The sequence below is a fragment of the Mycoplasmopsis synoviae ATCC 25204 genome, assembly GCF_000969765.1.
Classification (GTDB): Bacteria; Bacillota_I; Bacilli_A; order Mycoplasmatales; family Metamycoplasmataceae; genus Mycoplasmopsis; species Mycoplasmopsis synoviae.
In genome coordinates, this window is sequence record NZ_CP011096.1 from 715,458 (window position 1) to 734,084 (window position 18,627).

Genomic DNA, 18,627 nt, shown 5'->3' on the forward strand with positions numbered 1-18,627 from the left:
ACCTGCGATTTAATTATTTTTTAAGACGTAATCTTTTTAGTACACGTTTTGGTGGACGTGTTCCGTTGTGAGGAATAGGTGTTACGTCTTTAATTTCTGTTACTTTAATTCCTCAAACTTCGATTTGTTTTCTAGCTGAGTCTTTTCCAGATCCAAGACCTTTCATTTCAACTCTAACTTGGCTAATTCCGTGTTCTTTTGCCATTTGAGCTGCGTCTTTGGCTGCCTCTGATGCAGCGAAAGGAGTTTTTTTCTTAGTTCCTTTAAAACCAACTTTACCTGATGATGATCAAGCAATTACATTTCCTTTTTCGTCTGTAAAGGTAATAATTGTATTTTGATTAGATGAATGGATATGTGCTACACCACTACTAATGTTTTTTTTCTTTGCTTTACGAGCCATTATTTACCTTTCTTTCCAGCTACAGTTTTTCTTGGACCTTTTCTGGTTCTTGCGTTTTTTTGAGTTGATTGTCCTCTTACTGGCAATCCTTTACGGTGTCTAATTCCACGGTAGCATTTAATTTCCATGTAACGTTTGATGTTTAAGGTTACTTCTCTTCTTAAATCACCTTCGGTAGTATAAGCTTTAGCAACTTCTCTTAATTTAGAAAGTTGAGCTTCTGTTAATTCTGCAGTTTTGGTATTTTCATCTACGTTTGCTTTTTTGCAAATTTCACTAGCTAGTGATTTACCAATACCGTAGATATAAGTTAATGAAATAACAACACGTTTATTATTTGGGATTTCAATATTTAAAATTCTAGCCATATTTTATCCTTGTCTTTGTTTGTGTTTTGGGATTTCACAAATAACGCGGTTTACTCCTTTTCTTTTAATAATTGTGCATTTTTTACAGATTTTTTTTACACCTGATCTAACTTTCATGTTTCTCCTATTTGTGACGGTAGGTTATTCTTCCTTTGGTTAAATCGTATGAACTTAATTCAACATCAACTAAATCCCCAGGCAGAATTCTAATTCTATTAACTCTCATTTTCCCTGAGATTTTGGCTTTGATTTGTTGCTTATTTTCAAGTTCGACTAAATAATCGTCCATTGAATAAGCCTCTAAAACCTTAGCTCTTAATTTGATTGCGTCTTTTGCCAATTAAATTCCTTTCGTTAGGATAATTCCTTTTCCGTTTTTAATTAAAACGGTATGTTCATAATGGGAAGTTTTTTTCTTATCTTTGCTTACTACTGTTCAGCCATCTTTCAAAATTTTAATTCCCGGGCTTTGAGTAATCATAGGTTCGATGCATATAACCATATTATCTTGCAGCAGCATTCCTTTTTTTGGGATGCCATCATTTGGAACATTTGGATCTTCGTGAAGATTTTTTCCAATTCCATGCCCGCAAAATTCTTTAGGTGTATACATATTATTTTTTTTGATGTACTTACCTATAGCATAAGAAATATCGCCAATGGTAGCACCTTTTCTAATGGCTTTTAGTCCCGCCTCAAATGCACCTTTGGCTACATTGATCAATTTAATATTTTCCTCATTGATTTTGCCAACATTCATTGTAAATGCACTATCGGAGTGATATCCTTCATAGGTGCAACCTAAATCAATGCTTAAAAGATCTTCATCTTTTAAAACGTAATCACTTGGTATTCCATGAATTAGCTCTTCATTAACGGAAATACAAGCAGTAGCTGGAAAGCCATATAAACCTAAAAAGGCAGGTTTGGCGTTTCTTTTAATAATTTCTTTAAAAGCCAATTGATCGATTTCTTTTAAAGAAACACCTGGTCTTACAAAGTCATAAAGAATGTTTTTAACTTCCGCCAAGATCTGACAACTTTTACTAATTTTTTGAATTTCTTCTTGAGTTTTAATAATTGCCATATAAAGTAAGTTTAATTATATCAAAAAATACTACCAAAATCGTTATTTATTTTTTTAGTAATTATAGCGATTTTAATAGCTCTATTGCAATTAGCTTTGGATTAGATTCTGAGCTAATTTTAATTAGATTATTTTTGCTTTTGTAGTATTCAAATAATGGGCTAGTTTCTTTTTTAAATATCTCTAACCGCTTAGCTATTGATTCTGCGTTATCGTCTTTTCTGGCTACTAGCTCTTGCGCGTCTAAATCGCATTTATTTTCTTGCTTTGGTGGCTGAAAAAATACGTTGTAGCTTGCCTTACATTTAGGGCATTCTCTTCTTCCAGATAACCGCTTGGTTATTAAATTAAGCGGAGCTACTAGCTCTACTATTTTAAATTCGATATTTAGCGAATCTAAAAACTTAGCTTGATTTATAGTTCTAGGGTAGCCGTCTAGTATGATTAATTCATTATTTTCCTTGGCGTCTAAAAGGGTTTTTTTTACCATTTCGTTAAGAATGTCATCTGAGACGTATTTTCCTTGCGCCATGATTTCTTCTACTAGCTTTCCTAGCTCGGTTTTGTTTTGTATTTCATTTCTAAGTATATTTCCAGTTGAAATATGCTTGAGTTTTGAAATTTTTATTAATTCTTTTGCCAGAGTTCCTTTTCCAGAACCTGGCATTCCCATAAGAATTAAGTTTTTATTTATCATAAAAGTCCTTTGTATGAATCTTTTTTGTTTTTTGAATTATTTCTATTTAAAATTAATTTTTTAGTTTGACTTTTGGCTTTAAATAATTTTTTAGATTTATTTCTAGCTTTTAATTGGCTAATGGTTTCTATCGATACTGATACTAAAATCATTAAGCTAGTTCCACCAAAGGCAATTGAAGGTTGAAGAATTCCAGTCATTATTTGCACATATTGCATTCCAGCGATTATCACCAAATAAAAGGCGCTGAAAAAGCTTAATCTAAATACTATGGCAACTAAATAATTTTGAGTTTCTTCTCCAGGAGTTACTTTCGGAATAAAAGTTCCATTTTTAGCAAAGTCTTCTGCAATTTTATCTACTTTAGATTGCTGAATTCCCATTAAAAGACTAAAGACAAAAGTAATAATTATTAATAGCGAAAAACCTAGTGGTTTATAAAATTGCAAGTTTTCATTTATTCATTGTTTTGAATAATTATCATTTGGCAAAATATTGGCAATTAATGTCGGTAGCGATAAAACTAGCATCGCAAAAATTATTGGCATAATTCCAGCTGGATTTAATTTTATCGGAAGGCTTCCTATTTCTTTAAGTGCTTTAGATCTACCAGCTCCAGTTTGCTGAATTGGAATTCTTCTTTCAGCGTTATAAAAAATTCCAATCACCATAAGGCAAGCTAGATAGATAAATATATAAGTTACGAAATTTAATATCCCAACTAAGATTCCACTTTGTGATAAATCACCTACAAAGATTTTAAATGCATTTTGCATTTGAAATGGAAGTCTGGCAGCAATTCCAGTCATTATAATAATTGAAGTTCCATTTCCTACACCTTTATTTGTAATTTGCTCACTTAAAAATAAAGCAAATAAAGATGCCGAAATTAAAATCATTGGAAGCAGAAAATAAACAAGTAAATCAACTGAAAATCCATCTATAGAAACCAGGGTAATAAATGAAGAATTTCTTTCACCTGCAGTTAGTGATTTTGTTAAAAATACCGCTTGCGGATAGGCAATTATAAAAGTTAAAATTCTAGTTGCTATATTTAACTTTCTTCTACCTTGAGGCCCTGATTGAGTTAATTTATGTATCAACGGAAATAGCCTACTTTGCAAAATCATCATAATCAGCGAAGCATTAATAAAAGGACTTATTCCAAGCGCAAAAATAGAAAACTGTGTAAGTCCTCCACCACCGATTAAATTAAGGGTATTTAAAAAGCTATTATCTGCAATTGAAATATTGGCATTTAACCTAACAAAAGGCGCTGTTATGGTTGTTCCAACTATATATAAAGAAATAATCAAAAGAGTAAAAATTATCTTTTTTGTTATTTCTTTAGAAGATCAAAAATTAGATCAACTATTTTTTAATTTAGACCCAAAAGTATAAAAAAATAGGTTTATTTTCGAAAACATTTATTTGCCTTTTCTTAAGAATTTTAATTTTATCAAATTTTAAGACTATATTGCGCAAATAATTTAGTGCTAAATAATGTGCAAAATTTGTAAAAATTTCTACTATTGCTGATTTTTGACAAAAAAATTATTTTTTTATTTAAAATAAAAGTAATACTAAAATATTAGGAGATACATGGAAAACAACAACAACAAAGAAAAAATTGTTATTGGTTTTGACCTAGGAGTTGCATCTGTAGGTTGATCAATCGTAAACGCAGAAACAAAAGAAGTTATAGACCTTGGAGTAAGGTTATTTTCTGAGCCAGAAAAAGCAGATTATAGAAGAGCAAAAAGAACAACAAGAAGGCTTTTAAGAAGAAAAAAATTTAAAAGAGAAAAGTTTCATAAATTAATTTTAAAAAATGCAGAAATTTTTGGATTGCAAAGTAGAAATCAAATATTAAATGTTTATAAAGATCAGTCAAGTAAATATAGAAATATTCTAAAGTTAAAAATAAATGCATTAAAAGAAGAAATAAAACCATCTGAATTAGTTTGAGTTCTTCGTGACTATTTACAAAATAGAGGTTACTTCTATAAAAATGAAAAATTAACTGATGAATTTGTATCTAATTCTTTTCCATCTAAAAAATTACATGAGCATTATGAAAAGTACGGCTTTTTCAGAGGAAGTGTTAAATTAGATAATAAAAAAGACAAAGCAAAAGAAAAAGATGAAGAAGAAAGCGATGCAAAAAAAAATCAGAAGAGTTTATTTTTTCAAATAAACAATGAATAAATGAAATTGTAAAAGTTTTCGAGAATCAAAGTTATTTAACTGAAAGTTTTAAAGAAGAATATTTAAAAATATTTAATTATGTAAGACCTTTTAATAAAGGGCCAGGATCAAAAAATAGTCGTACAGCTTACGGTGTGTTTTCAACGGATATTGATCCAGAAACAAATAAGTTTAAAGATTACTCAAATATATGAGATAAGACAATAGGAAAATGTTCTTTATTTGAAGAAGAAATTAGAGCACCAAAGAACTTACCTTCTGCATTAATTTTTAATTTACAAAATGAAATATGCACAATAAAAAACGAATTTACAGAATTTAAAAATTGATGATTAAATGCTGAACAAAAAAGCGAAATTTTAAAATTTGTATTTGCAGAATTATTTAATTGAAAAAACAAAACATATTCTGATAAAAAATTTAATAAAAATCTTCAAGATAAAATAAAAAAATATTTATTAAATTTTGCTTTAGAAAACTTCAATTTAAATGAAGAAATTTTAAAAAATAGAGATTTAGAAAACGATACAGTTTTAGGTTTAAAAGGTGTTAAATATTACGAAAAATCAAATGCAACTGCAGATGCTGCTTTAGAATTTTCTAGTTTAAAACCTTTATATGTATTTATTAAGTTTTTAAAAGAAAAAAAATTAGATTTGAACTATCTTCTTGGGTTAGAAAACACAGAAATTTTATATTTTTTAGATTCCATATATCTAGCTATTTCATATTCTTCTGATTTAAAAGAAAGAAATGAATGATTCAAAAAATTACTAAAAGAACTTTATCCAAAAATTAAAAATAATAATTTGGAAATTATAGAAAATGTTGAAGATATTTTTGAAATAACAGACCAAGAAAAGTTTGAATCATTTTCTAAAACTCATAGCCTTTCTAAAAAAGCTTTTAACCATATAATTCCACTTTTATTAAGTAATAATGAAGGAAAAAACTACGAATCTTTAAAACATAGTAATGAAGAATTAAAAAAACGAACCGAAAAAGCCGAATTAAAAGCTCAACAAAATCAAAAATATTTAAAAGATAATTTTTTAAAAGAAGCATTAGTTCCATTATCTGTTAAAACTAGCGTACTGCAAGCAATTAAAATTTTTAACCAAATTATTAAAAATTTTGGGAAAAAGTATGAAATAAGTCAAGTTGTTATAGAAATGGCTAGAGAATTAACTAAACCTAACTTAGAAAAATTATTAAATAACGCTACTAACTCTAATATAAAAATATTAAAAGAAAAGCTTGATCAAACTGAAAAGTTTGACGATTTTACTAAGAAGAAATTTATAGATAAAATAGAAAATTCTGTTGTTTTTAGAAATAAACTTTTTCTTTGATTCGAACAAGACAGAAAAGATCCCTATACTCAACTTGATATAAAAATTAATGAAATTGAAGATGAAACAGAAATTGACCATGTAATTCCTTATAGTAAATCAGCAGATGATTCTTGATTTAATAAATTATTAGTCAAAAAGTCAACAAACCAATTGAAAAAAAATAAAACAGTTTGAGAATATTATCAAAATGAATCAGACCCAGAAGCTAAATGAAATAAATTCGTAGCATGAGCTAAAAGAATTTATTTAGTTCAAAAATCAGATAAAGAATCAAAAGATAATTCTGAAAAAAATTCAATTTTCAAAAACAAAAAACCTAATTTAAAATTTAAAAACATAACAAAAAAACTTTTTGATCCATATAAAGATCTAGGTTTTTTAGCGAGAAATTTAAATGATACTCGTTATGCAACAAAGGTATTTAGAGATCAATTAAACAATTATTCTAAACATCACTCTAAAGATGATGAAAATAAATTATTTAAGGTTGTATGCATGAACGGTTCTATAACTTCATTTTTAAGAAAAAGTATGTGAAGAAAAAATGAAGAACAAGTTTATAGATTTAATTTTTGAAAAAAAGATAGAAATCAATTTTTTCATCATGCAGTAGATGCAAGTATAATTGCCATTTTTTCTTTATTAACAAAAACGCTATACAACAAATTAAGAGTTTATGAGAGTTATGATGTTCAAAGAAGAGAAGATGGTGTTTATTTAATAAATAAAGAAACCGGTGAAGTTAAAAAAGCTGATAAAGATTATTGAAAAGATCAACATAATTTTTTAAAAATTAGAGAAAATGCAATAGAAATTAAAAATGTTTTAAATAATGTTGATTTCCAAAATCAAGTTAGATATTCTAGAAAAGCAAATACTAAATTAAATACCCAGTTATTTAACGAAACACTATACGGTGTAAAAGAATTTGAGAACAATTTTTACAAATTAGAAAAGGTTAATTTATTTTCTAGAAAAGATTTAAGAAAATTTATTCTTGAAGATTTAAACCAAGAAAGCGAGAAAAACAAAAAAATTAAAAACGGTTCAAGAAAACGTATATTAACTGAAAAATATATAGTTGATGAGATTTTACAAATTTTAGAAAATGAAGAATTTAAAGATAGCAAAAGCGATATTAATGCTTTAAATAAATATATGGATAGTTTACCAAGTAAATTTTCAGAATTTTTCAGCCAAGATTTTATAAATAAATGTAAAAAAGAAAATTCATTAATTTTAACTTTTGATGCTATTAAACATAATGATCCGAAAAAAGTTATAAAAATCAAAAATTTAAAGTTTTTTAGAGAAGATGCTACATTAAAAAATAAACAAGCTGTACATAAGGATTCAAAAAATCAAACTAAATCTTTTTATGAAAGCTATAAATGTGTTGGCTTTATTTGATTAAAAAATAAAAATGATTTAGAAGAAAGTATTTTTGTTCCAATTAACTCTAGAGTTATTCATTTTGGTGATAAAGATAAAGATATTTTTGATTTTGATTCATATAATAAAGAAAAACTATTGAATGAAATAAATTTAAAACGTCCGGAAAATAAAAAATTAAATTCAATTAATGAAATTGAATTTGTAAAATTTGTAAAACCAAGTGCATTATTATTAAATTTTAAAGATCAACAAATATACTATATTAGCACACTAAGATCTTCATCTTTAGAAGCGGAAATAAAATTAATTAACAAAAAAATGGATAAATGTAAATATGTTTCAATGAAAAAAATAACAAATCCTGATGAGTATAAAATTATTGAACATGTAAATCCATTAGGGATCAATTTAAACTGAACTAAAAAATTAGAAAATAATAATTAAATTTATTTTTTTGTTGTATAATGTTATCGTATATATTACTTACTTAACAAAATAATTGTACGATTCCAAAATAAGGCGCTTATGTAAGATGCAATAATGCACTTATATAAGCTGCCGTAAACGCCGAGGTAACTCGGTTTTTTTTATACAAAAATTATGGCAAAAAAAGTTGTTGAAATAAAAGAAACAGAATACTTATTTTTTCATTTAAATTCTTTAATTGTAAAAAAAGAAAACAACAAAATTGTTTTACCATTGTCAGATATAGATACTATTTTAATTTCCAATCCTTATTGCACAATTTCTGTACCATTAATAAACGCTATAGTAAGTAATAACATTAACTTAATTATTTGTAATAAAGATTTTGAACCAAATGTACAATTACTTAGCATAAGCGGTTATTATTCAAATAAAAATTTTTTGTCTCAAATAAATTGAACACAAGAATTCAAAGATAAAACTTGAGAAAAAATAATTAAACTTAAAACTACAAATTATGTTAATTTAATTTATTTTTTTGGTTTACTCAATAAAGAAGATGTAGAAAAATTTAATTTCTATTACAAAAAAATAACTCCAGGTGATAAAAATTCAATGGAAGGACATATTGCAAAATTAACTTTTAAGAATTTGTACGGAAGCACTTTTAATAGAAGCGACAAGGAAAACGAAATTAATAAATTTTTAAACTATGGATACACAATTTTAATGACTTATGTATCTAGAAATTTAGTAAAAAAAGGCTACGACAATAGAATTGGGGTTTTTCACAAAAGTTTTAATAATCATTTTGCTTTAGCAACTGATTTAATGGAACCTTTTAGATTTTTAATAGATAAATTAGTTTATGAATTGTTAATTATTGAAAAAAATTACGATTTTATTAATTTTAAGAAAAAAGTTTTTTTAATTTTTGAAGAAAAAATATTATTAAATAAAAGTCCCATTTCTGTAAATGAATATATATGCAAATTAATAGAAAATTTTATAAATAAAGATTTTAATTTTGAAAGTTTAGAAATTGACTGAAACAAAAAATAGATATATGAGAATTATATTAATGTACGATATTTATAGCGTTGATGAAAAAAACAAAGAATACACCAATTTTAAAAAACACATTTTATCTCTTGGTTATTTCATGATTCAATATTCTGTTTACTGCAAAAATATTTCTGTTCACACACAATTCGATTCAGAAATAAAAAAACTGAGTTCTAAAATACCAAATAGAGCAAATATAAGGATTCTTCTTTTAACAGAAAATCAATATCAAAACATGATAATTTTAAGTGGCGAAAAATCTTTAAATGAAATTTATAATGAAAGGGATAAATATATAGAGCTTTAATGATTCAATTTTTAAATTTAAAAGGCTTTGTTAAAAACTATAATGGCATTGTTTGCATAGAAACTAATAATTCGGATTTGTTTATTAGAAAACTATTTGAATTTGAACATGCAGAAAATCAATCTTCAATAAATATTAATAACAATAAATATTCGATTAAAGATTTTATTATTATTGATAATTTAACAAAATATCATGATTTATATAATTTCAATAGCAAAGGTTTATTAAATCAATGAATTAATGATTTAGATTTTGAAAATCAAAAAATTGCAAATGAAAAATTAGTTTTAGAAATTAAAAATTTATTAAACAATAAAATAGGTTTTGAATTTGTATCTATTGAAGAAAATAATTCTAAATATTTAAAATATTTATTTAATTTAGAAAACGATAAATTTATTGATAATAAATCTTTAATAAAATGAATGGAAAATCAAAAATATAATAATCAAAAAATAAATTTAATTATTAAAAATTTTGATTTTGTTTTAATAAATGAATTAATTAAGTTTTCAAATAATTTTAATATTATTGTTTTAACTAATGATTTCTTTAAACATATAAATAATTTTGATTATATAGAAAGCGTTGCTTTTACAAATGAAGATCTAAATAGAATTGTTTCAATTGAAGAAAAAGATTCATTTGAATATTTTTTAGAAGAAATTTTTCAAGATTCTATAAGAAATATTGAAAATTTGACTTTTTTCCTAACTTTGACACTATTAAAACTTAAAACTACGAATAACCCTACAATATAGAGCTATTCGTAGTTTTTTATAATACAATTCCTATATAGTAAATTTAATATCTTCATATTTACCAATAGTCTCAATTGGTTTAATTCCAAGAACTTTTAAAATAGTTTTGAAATCTTCAGATTCTTCTGTTTTAATATAAGTATTAATTTCTGGGATAATTGATAATTTTTGATTTTTAATTGCATCAATTATTTTGTTTGTAGGCATTGGATAACCACAGCAATCAAGAACAAATTCTAAATATCTTTGGATTGTGAGTGCAAGAAAACAAATTAAAAAATGCCCTTTAATTGTCTTTTCTCTCGAAAGAAAAATAGGTCTTAGTTCAAAGTTTGTTTTCATTACTCTAAAACTTTCTTCAATTTTTCAAAGTTTTGAATATTGCTTAATAATTTCCTTTTCATCCATATCTTCATGAGATGTTAAAATTCCGTAAAAACCATCTGCAGTTTCATCTTTTAAAATGGCTTGATGATCTAATTCAACTTCGTTAGCTGTAAATTTTAAATACTTCTTACCACCTTTTTTCATTTCTGATTTTATAGCTGATAAATTGAGTAATTTTTCAGCTTTTTTAATGAGTCTTTCACGATCTTTTTTATCTCTTCTTTGTCTCTTTCTTGAGAAAGTTAAAATGAGTTTGTTATCAATTTCATAGAAAGTATTATTTGATTTAAAAAACTCTTTGTGATCTTGTTTTTTCACACCAAATTCTTCATACATCATTTTATATATTTCAAGATCATAAATTCCTTCGATTTTATTTTCTTTACCTTTGATTTTGTAGGCCATAATGTAGTCATATCCTGCTTCTTTTATGGCTAATAAGTTACTTTTTGAGTTTAAAACTCTATCTGCAACAATAGTGATTTTCTCTATACCTAAATCCTTTTTTATATTCTCTAAAACAGGTTTTAAAGTTAAGAAATCAGAAGTGTTTCCAGGAAATAAATCGTAATAAATTGGTATTCCCATATCATCAATCAAAAGACCTAACACTACTTGTGTTTGGTTAACTTTATTATCTTTTGAAAAGCCAAATTTTCTAAATTCGTCCGGTAAAAAACTTTCAAAATAAACAGTTGTTACATCATAAAAACAAAAAGTTAAATTTCTATTGATTTTTTCTACAAATTGTTCATTTAAATAGCTTAAAATTTCTACTTTTTTATCTTGTAAAAACTCAAGAGATCGATAAACATCTTTTAAACTATCATTAAATTCGTATCAATATTTTTTAATTTTTTCAACTGAACTTCGTTTAGATGATGGTTCTAAAATTCTTGTTAAAATCAGTATTTTTGTAATTGATGCTAGGTCATATTTTGATCTACTATTTTTCTTTTGTAAATCAGTTAAGAAACTTGGTAATTCAAGATAATTCATAATTTCTTCATAAACTAAATTTCCATAACCTTTGATTTGTGTCCCTTTAAATTTGTCCAAGTTCAACGAATTCATAATCTGTAAAATTTGTTCATTTCTATCTTTTTGTTTTTTATTTTTCTTTGAACTGACAGATTCTTTTAATTCTTCAATAAAGTTTGGATTATCTTTTGTAAGATCTTCTAATTTTCCTAGAAACTTAACTTCTCTTATTTTGGGTTTTTTAACTTCTTTGTCTCAATATGATTCCACAATTCTTACATATTGCGTTTTATTCTTTTTAATAATTTGTACTGATGCCATAATTTGTTCTTTTTACTATATTATACCATATATTTACTATATATGTAAGAAAAAAATAAAAATTTCTTAATATATAAATATATTAAGAAATTCAAAAAGTCTCAAAAATAATAAAAGTGTTAAAGTTAGGAAGGTGTATTTGTTTTTTTGTAATCTCAATATTTGAAAAAAGTGCAATATATTTTTTATTTTAATTTACATTAAATTTGATAGATAATGAATAGTTAAATTTTTAAGTGTGTCATTTTCCAGTTTTTATTGATTTTATCGATAAAAAGGCAAATATTTATTTATAATAAATATATATGAGATTGAAAAATAAAAAAATATTAACTAGTTTATTAGTTAGTCCCGGTTTATTAATACCTTTTAGCACAATAAGTGCAACCACATCAGTTAATTCTAATGCACCAAAATTAGATTTTTTTAAAAATAAAAGTGCAGAAGAAATTGCAAAAATGGAGTTCTTTGATGCAAGAGATTACAATTTGGTTACTAGTGTTAAACATCAAGGTACTGAAAGTCTTTGTTGAGCATATACAATTGCTTCGATGTTAGAAACTAATATGTTAAAAAATAATATAGGTAATTACACCAAAAATTCTTTAGATATTGATGAACATGCAATTGATTATGTAAGTAATAGTTGAAATCATAATGCAGATAAATTAAATTTAAATTCCGATGCTCAGCAATGAGGAGGAATTTTCGGTGAAGGAAATTATTTATCTCACGCATTTACAGGTTTAATGAGAAACACATCTCCAATCTTTCAAACTAATCAAAGTGAGTTTCCTAAATTTGATAATCCCACAATTGCTAAAATTAAAAATGCTGTAAAAGTTAATCCTACTGTTGAAGATATTAAATTAGCGATTGCCAAATATGGTTCTGTTGGATTTGCTTATTCTTTTAATGCGATGAATTTACATCCTAAAACTATTTGATATAATGAACCAAATTCCAGTATTGTAAATAAATCTGCTAATCAAAAAAATATCAAAAATCATGCTTCAGTTATTGTTGGTTGAGATGATACTTATTATGAATCTAATTTTGGGCCCGAAAGACCAACTCGAAGAGGTGGATTTATTGTTAAAAACAGTTGAGGAACTAAAATGCATTCTCAGGGATACTTTATACTTTCATACGATTCATTAGATTTAATTCATGAAGTAATGGCAGTTGAAGTAGAAAAAAATGATGCATATAAAAATACTTATTATTATGATACAAAAAACTCATTTTCTTTATTTGCAACTCTTGATACTAAAGAAAGAACAATGGCAAATATTTTTCCAGTTAAAAAAGCAAATGATGAAGTTGTAGAAAAATTAAAATCAATTAATTTTGCGCTTAGAGGACTAAATATTACCGCCAAAATCAAAATTTATGTTAAAGATTCTTTAATGTCTAATCCGGAAGATGGTGAACTAAAATTAACTCAAACAGTTCAAATTCCAAATTCTGGTGAAAAAGGATTTTATACAATTGATTTAGATAAAGAAATCATTTTAAACAAAGGTCAATATTTTTCAATCATAGTGGATGTTACTAATGAAGGCGAAAAAAACGTTGATTTGATGGCAAGTGGAGAAACTAGAGAAATTTTGAGTTTTTATAAATACAAAAATGAATGAGTAAATAGCAAAAACGGTTATGTTGTATTCGGAATTAAAGCTCATACTCTTGAAATGCCAATTACTGAATTAAATAAAGACATAGCAGCTGATGAAGGAAATAATCCGATTTCAAAAGAATCTAATACATCTGAAACAGAAAGCAATGCCACACTAACATCTGAATCACAAACAAATAATTCAGTTAAAACAGAAAAGCAAACTAATTCAAATACAACAACTGATGAAAGTTCAGTTACAAAAAACAATAATTCTAAAAAACCTAAAACAAACAAAACAAATGTTATTTTATGAAGTATTTTAGGTGCTTTAGTCGGAATTGCAACTTTTGGTATGGCAACTTTCTTTATTGTTAAATTAATGAAAAAAAGAGTTAAAAAGTAACTTATAAACTAAGAAACAAAATATGATTATATCTATATTTTGTTTCCCATATTGTAAAGTGGGAGTTTTTTTTATTAAAAACTCACTACAAAAAGAAAGAAAAATGCTACCTTGAGAGCATTCATTTAAAACCTTTAAAAATTATAAACGAATTTCTTACGATATTCGCGAAAAATAGAATTCTTGTTACAAAACTTTAACTTTTCTCTTAGAAAAATGGCTAAAGATCTTGGTATTAGTGATGTTTCTTTAATAAGAGAAATTAAAAATAATTCAAGTGAATATGGATATGATGCAAAGCTAGCTCAAAAAAACATAACACTAGAATTACTTCGATAATAAATTTAAATTTATAAATTCAAACAATTAAAATAAAAAAAGCAGATTTTAAAAATCGGTAATTTTCCATATTGTAGGGTACAAATTACCACTTAGAATATGAACCACACATTTTGTGGTTTTTATTTTTTATAAATTTTATTCATGCCCATATATGGAACTAAAACTTTAGGAATAACTAAATTTCCATCAGTATCTAAATATTGTTCTATTATAGCTGCTACTAGTCTATCTACAGCTAAAGCTGAACCATTCATTGTGTGGGCATATTCAGTTTTTTGATCTTGGTTTTTGTATCTTATTTTAGCTCTACGAGCTTGGAAATCTCCCATATAAGAAACGCTAGATACTTCTCTATATTTTGACTCGCTTGGAAGTCAAAGTTCTAAGTCTATGGTTTTTCTAGAAGAAAATCCCATGTCACCAGTTGATAGTAGAACTTCTCTAAAAGGAATTTCTAATTTAAATAAAACATTTTTAGCATCTTCTAGCATTAAATTAAATTCTTTTATAGCGTCATCTTTAGTTGTAACTTTTACAATTTCAACTTTTTTAAATTGATGTTGACGAATAATTCCTTTGGTATCTTTTCCGCTAGAACCGACTTCTGATCTAAAGCATTCAGTGTAAGCGCAGGCTTTAAAAGGTTTATCTAAATTAACGATTTCATTATTATAGTAATTAGTTAAAGTAATTTCAGCGGTAGGAATTAAATATAAATCGCTATTTTCAACCTTAAACATATCTTCTTTAAATTTAGGAAGCTGTCCTGTACCAAAGAGCATTTCTGATCTAACTAAATAAGGGGTTAAAAATTCATCATAGCCTTTTTGTTTATGTAAATCAAGCATAAAGTTAATTAAAGCTCTTACTAATTTTGAACCTTCGTTTTTATATATTACAAATCTAGATCCAGATTGTTTTACCGCTCTAGGAATATCGATCATATTTAATTCACTAGCTATTTCATAGTGAGGCTTTTCAAAGTCTTTTTTAGTTCCTATTTCATAAACGTTAATGACTTTATTATCGTTTTCATCTTTTCCAAAAGGAATTTCATCTAATGGCAAATTAGGAATTGTAGCTAAAATTTCATCTAGTTTAAAATTTAATTCATTTGCCTGATTAGTAAGTTGTGTTTCTAGTGATTTAACTTTTTCAATTTCTTTTTTTAATAATGATAATTTTTCTAAATCGTTTTTATAAATTCCAAATTGCTTTGATAGTTTGGTTAATTTTGATTTTTGCTCTTGCGCGCTTGACATTAATTTTCCGCGTTCTTGGGCTAGGCTTAAAAAATTATCAAAAACAGTAATATCAAAATTACGGCTAATTAATTTGTCTCTAACTAATTCTTTGTTTTCTAAAATGTATTTTATATTAAGCATATTAATTTATTTGTTCTAAAAAGTCATCATCGTTTGAAAAGTTAACGTTATTATCGATTCATTCTTTTCTAATTTTAACGTTATCACCCATTAAAGTACTTACTCTTTTTTCAGCTAATATAGCATCGCTAATTGTAGCTTTTATTAAGGTTCTAGTTTCAGGATTCATAGTGGTTTCCCAAAGTTGATCTGAATTCATTTCACCTAATCCTTTATATCTTTGAATTTCATAGCTTGATTGAGCATTTTTTTCTAAAATATCTTTAAGTTCTGAATCATCTCAAGCATAGTAATATTGATTTTTGCTTTTGTAAGTTACTTTATATAAAGGCGCTAGCGCTATATAAATTTTGCCATCTTCTATTAACTTTCTCATAAAGCGATAGAAAAATGTAAGAAGTAAAATTTGAATATGAGCTCCATCGGTATCGGCATCAGTCATTATTATTATTTTATTATATTGAGCTTTTGAAGAGTCAAAGTCTTTGCCAAAACCAGCTCCGATGCTATTTATAATTGTAGCTATTTCAGTATTTTCTAAAATCTCAAGCATTTTAGATTTCTCGCTATTAATTACTTTTCCACGTAATGGTAAAATAGCTTGAAAATTACGATTTCTACCAGATTTAGCACTTCCTCCAGCTGAATCTCCTTCGACTAGAAATAATTCTTTTTCTAAAGGATTTTTACTCATTGCCGGAGTTAGCTTATCGCTTAAAATATATTTTTCTTTTAATATATTTTTAGACTTACGATTTTCCTGACGACGCTTTCTTTCTTCAAGTCTTATCTCGTAGGCATTTTTGATTTTATTAACAATATTTTTAGCTTCTTTTTTATTATCTAAAAATCAAATTTCTAGTTTTTTAGTTGCTATTTCCTCGACGATATGCCTTGCTTCTGTGGTTCCTAATTTTGATTTAGTTTGCCCAACAAATTCAAGTAAATTTTCCGGAATTTTTAGAGATAAAATTAGGCTTAGCCCTTCTTTAATATCTTCAAAATCAAAAAGGTCTTGTTTTTTAATAAAAGCTTCTTTAAAAGCATAGTCATTTATAACTTTTACAAAGGCAGATTTTATTCCTGCTTCATGGCTTCCGCCATCAATTGTTTTAACGTTATTTACAAAAGATAAAATAATACTTGAATAATCATCGCTATATTGAAAAGCAAATTCTACTTCAATATTTTTCAAAGTTTCTTTATAAGATACTGGTTTTGATATAACACTTTTAGATCCGTTTATAAAATCTAAAAATTCTTCTAAACCTTTTTGACTTTGATAAACTTCTTTGTGATTTTTAATTTCATCTATGATGGTTATTTTTAGATTAGAAACCAAAAATGATGATTCTTTCAATCTTTCTGCAATAGTTGAAAAATTTAGCCTTGCGTCTTTAAAGAATTTATAGTCAGGTCAAAATCTAACTAAAGTTCCTCTTTTAAATTGTAGCGGAATTTCATGAGTTTTTTCAACAATTGAGTCTTGGATAAAAGCGGTTTTATAGCTTTTATCATTTCTTGAAACAATAACTTCTAATTTGCTAGAAAGCGCGTTAACTACAGATGACCCTACTCCGTGAAGTCCTCCTGAGGTTTTATATGAATCAGAAGAAAACTTTCCTCCGGCGTGAAGCTCGGTGAAAACTAGCTCTACAGCAGTTTTAGATTCACCTTTGACTTTTTCAACTGGTATTCCTCTACCGTTATCAAAAACCGATACCGATAAATCGCTATGAAGAGTTACGGTGATTTCACTGGCATATCCAGCTAGAGCTTCATCGATAGAATTATCTACTATTTCGGCAATTAAATGATGAAGTCCATGTATATCGGCTCCACCGATATACATTCCTGGACGTTTTCTAACGGCTTCTAGGCCTTTTAGTTTTTTAATGCTTTCTGCAGTATATAAGTTATTTGACATGTTTATTAATTATATATTTTATTATTTAAAAAAATTAAAAGCAAAATTACTTTGCTTTTAAAACGCTGGCTACAAAATCACTACTGGTTTTATCTTTAAAGTTTTTAGTAGCTTCAAGGAGTTCTTTTGTAGTTTTTTTATCTAAATCAGGCATTACAACTTTTAAAACTAGTTTTAAGTCATTAAAACCTTTTGAAGTTTTAATTCCTGCGTTAGGAACTTTAATGGTTTTCTCACTATTATATTTTTTAGAAAGTTTTATTCTTTTTTCTCCTCAAGGAGTTGGAATTGAAATAGTGCTTTCTTTTAATATATCTAAAAAAGAAACTGGAAGTTGAAGATATAAATCGTTTTCAACTCTTTGGTAGTACTTATGAGGCCTTACTCTTATTACGATGTATAAGTCCCCACTTGGGCCACCATTATATCCAGGTGAACCATAACCGCTAAGCTTTACAACTGATTCGTTTTTAGTTCCTGGAAGAATATTAATTTTAATGGTTTTAATTTCTTTTTGGTATTTATGACCTTTACAGTGCTTACATTTTTGTGAAGAAACTCTTCCTGAGCCATTACATGAATGACATTGTTCATAGACAAAAGTGCGGCTTCCAAATAAAGATGATTTATTACGTTGAATCTTACCATGTCCATCACAGGTTGAACAAGTATTCATAGTAGCTGAAGAATCATTTCCTGATCCTTTACAAAATAAACATAAGTTATATTTTTGAGCTTCAATTTTTAAATCAGTTCCAACAATAGAATCTATAAAAGAAATTTCAATTTCTTTTTCTAGATCATCTCCTTGCATAGGACGATTTCTTCTAGATGATCCTTTTCCGGTGAACATATTAAAGATATCTTCAAATCCACCAAAGCCTGAAAAATCTCCACCAGAAAAACCTTCAAAGCCACTAAATCCACCAAATCCTTGACCGTATTTTTCAGCATCATGACCATATTGATCATATTTTCTTCTTTTATTTTCATCACTTAAAACTTCATAAGCTTGATTGAGCTCTTGCATTTTAGTATCACTGGTTCCATCTTTTAATTTATCAGGATGATATTGCTTTGCAAGCTTTCGATATGCAGTTTTTATTTCAGCTGCGCTAGCTGATTTTGATACACCTAAAACTTCGTAATAATCTCTTTTTGACATAATGTTTTAATTTTAGCATA

Annotated in this window: 18 protein-coding genes; 7 read left to right on the forward strand and 11 right to left on the reverse strand. The window is 26.4% G+C overall.

The genetic code is table 4. The annotated features are described in order from the left end of the window. Positions 1-13 precede the first annotated feature (13 nt). From rpsK to secY, 7 genes are all read right to left on the reverse strand, one after another. Positions 14-403 carry a 30S ribosomal protein S11 gene (gene rpsK / locus VY93_RS03165; protein ID WP_020002861.1) on the reverse strand — a complete coding sequence of 130 codons (390 nt, stop codon included), beginning with the start codon at positions 401-403 and terminating at the stop codon, positions 14-16. Then, positions 403-771, reverse strand: coding sequence for a 30S ribosomal protein S13 (gene rpsM / locus VY93_RS03170; RefSeq protein WP_011283712.1), 369 nt, complete (start codon positions 769-771; stop codon positions 403-405). The genes rpsK and rpsM overlap by 1 nt, the downstream gene beginning before the upstream one ends. 3 nt (positions 772-774) lie before the next feature. Further along, complete coding sequence (rpmJ, locus tag VY93_RS03175) at positions 775-888, reverse strand: 50S ribosomal protein L36 (RefSeq protein WP_011283713.1); 114 nt, start codon at positions 886-888, stop codon at positions 775-777. 7 nt (positions 889-895) lie between these two features. Then, a complete protein-coding gene (gene infA / locus VY93_RS03180) occupies positions 896-1,111 on the reverse strand; it encodes a translation initiation factor IF-1 (protein ID WP_011283714.1) in 216 nt (71 codons plus the stop codon). Then, positions 1,112-1,858 carry a type I methionyl aminopeptidase gene (gene map, locus VY93_RS03185; protein WP_020002862.1) on the reverse strand — a complete coding sequence of 249 codons (747 nt, stop codon included), beginning with the start codon at positions 1,856-1,858 and terminating at the stop codon, positions 1,112-1,114. It lies immediately after the preceding gene. A 61-nt stretch (positions 1,859-1,919) separates the two neighbouring features. Continuing rightward, positions 1,920-2,555, reverse strand: coding sequence for an adenylate kinase family protein (locus VY93_RS03190; protein WP_020002863.1), 636 nt, complete (start codon positions 2,553-2,555; stop codon positions 1,920-1,922). Then, entirely contained in the window at positions 2,549-3,982 is a 1,434-nt protein-coding gene (secY, locus tag VY93_RS03195; RefSeq protein ID WP_020002864.1) for a preprotein translocase subunit SecY, read from the reverse strand. The genes VY93_RS03190 and secY overlap by 7 nt, the downstream gene beginning before the upstream one ends. Positions 3,983-4,157: 175 nt before the next feature. Here secY and cas9 (VY93_RS03200) point away from each other — a divergent pair, with 175 nt between their 5' ends. The 5 genes from cas9 (VY93_RS03200) to VY93_RS03220 all read left to right on the forward strand — a co-directional run bounded on the left by cas9 (VY93_RS03200) (position 4,158) and on the right by VY93_RS03220 (position 10,075). Further along, positions 4,158-4,763 carry a type II CRISPR RNA-guided endonuclease Cas9 gene (cas9, locus tag VY93_RS03200; RefSeq protein WP_026365158.1) on the forward strand — a complete coding sequence of 202 codons (606 nt, stop codon included), beginning with the start codon at positions 4,158-4,160 and terminating at the stop codon, positions 4,761-4,763. Positions 4,764-4,768: 5 nt separating this feature from the next. Continuing rightward, positions 4,769-7,957 (forward strand): type II CRISPR RNA-guided endonuclease Cas9, encoded by a 3,189-nt coding sequence (gene cas9 / locus VY93_RS03205; RefSeq protein ID WP_334198894.1) that lies wholly within the window; start codon positions 4,769-4,771, stop codon positions 7,955-7,957. Between the two features lie 156 nt (positions 7,958-8,113). Continuing rightward, on the forward strand, positions 8,114-9,001 hold the full coding sequence (gene cas1 / locus VY93_RS03210; RefSeq protein WP_020002865.1) for a type II CRISPR-associated endonuclease Cas1: 888 nt from the start codon (positions 8,114-8,116) through the stop codon (positions 8,999-9,001). 4 nt (positions 9,002-9,005) lie between these two features. Continuing rightward, positions 9,006-9,311 carry a CRISPR-associated endonuclease Cas2 gene (gene cas2 / locus VY93_RS03215; RefSeq protein ID WP_020002866.1) on the forward strand — a complete coding sequence of 102 codons (306 nt, stop codon included), beginning with the start codon at positions 9,006-9,008 and terminating at the stop codon, positions 9,309-9,311. Then, positions 9,311-10,075: a hypothetical protein gene (locus VY93_RS03220; protein WP_020002867.1), complete on the forward strand. Its 765-nt coding sequence runs from the start codon at positions 9,311-9,313 to the stop codon at positions 10,073-10,075. The genes cas2 and VY93_RS03220 overlap by 1 nt, the downstream gene beginning before the upstream one ends. Before the next feature lie 30 nt (positions 10,076-10,105). Here VY93_RS03220 and VY93_RS03225 read toward each other — a convergent pair whose 3' ends face one another. Beyond that, positions 10,106-11,764, reverse strand: coding sequence for an IS1634 family transposase (locus VY93_RS03225; RefSeq protein WP_117274835.1), 1,659 nt, complete (start codon positions 11,762-11,764; stop codon positions 10,106-10,108). A 305-nt stretch (positions 11,765-12,069) separates the two neighbouring features. Between VY93_RS03225 and VY93_RS03235 the strand changes: the two genes are divergently transcribed. Both VY93_RS03235 and VY93_RS04415 read left to right on the forward strand, forming a co-directional pair. Beyond that, a complete protein-coding gene (locus VY93_RS03235; RefSeq protein WP_020003112.1) occupies positions 12,070-13,788 on the forward strand; it encodes a C1 family peptidase in 1,719 nt (572 codons plus the stop codon). A gap of 216 nt (positions 13,789-14,004) precedes the next feature. After that, the gene (locus tag VY93_RS04415; protein ID WP_258454414.1) at positions 14,005-14,127 is read left to right on the forward strand and encodes a hypothetical protein; all 123 of its coding nucleotides are present in this window, start codon (positions 14,005-14,007) and stop codon (positions 14,125-14,127) included. Positions 14,128-14,249: 122 nt separating this feature from the next. Here VY93_RS04415 and serS read toward each other — a convergent pair whose 3' ends face one another. Genes serS through VY93_RS03250 form a run of 3 tightly spaced genes read right to left on the reverse strand, consistent with a single transcriptional unit; the run spans position 14,250 to position 18,607 of the window. Continuing rightward, on the reverse strand, positions 14,250-15,515 hold the full coding sequence (serS, locus tag VY93_RS03240) for a serine--tRNA ligase (RefSeq protein WP_020003114.1): 1,266 nt from the start codon (positions 15,513-15,515) through the stop codon (positions 14,250-14,252). A 1-nt stretch (position 15,516) separates the two neighbouring features. Then, positions 15,517-17,442 carry a DNA gyrase/topoisomerase IV subunit B gene (locus tag VY93_RS03245; protein WP_020003115.1) on the reverse strand — a complete coding sequence of 642 codons (1,926 nt, stop codon included), beginning with the start codon at positions 17,440-17,442 and terminating at the stop codon, positions 15,517-15,519. 46 nt (positions 17,443-17,488) lie between these two features. Next, entirely contained in the window at positions 17,489-18,607 is a 1,119-nt protein-coding gene (locus VY93_RS03250; protein ID WP_020003116.1) for a DnaJ C-terminal domain-containing protein, read from the reverse strand. Between the last annotated feature and the right edge of the window lie 20 nt (positions 18,608-18,627).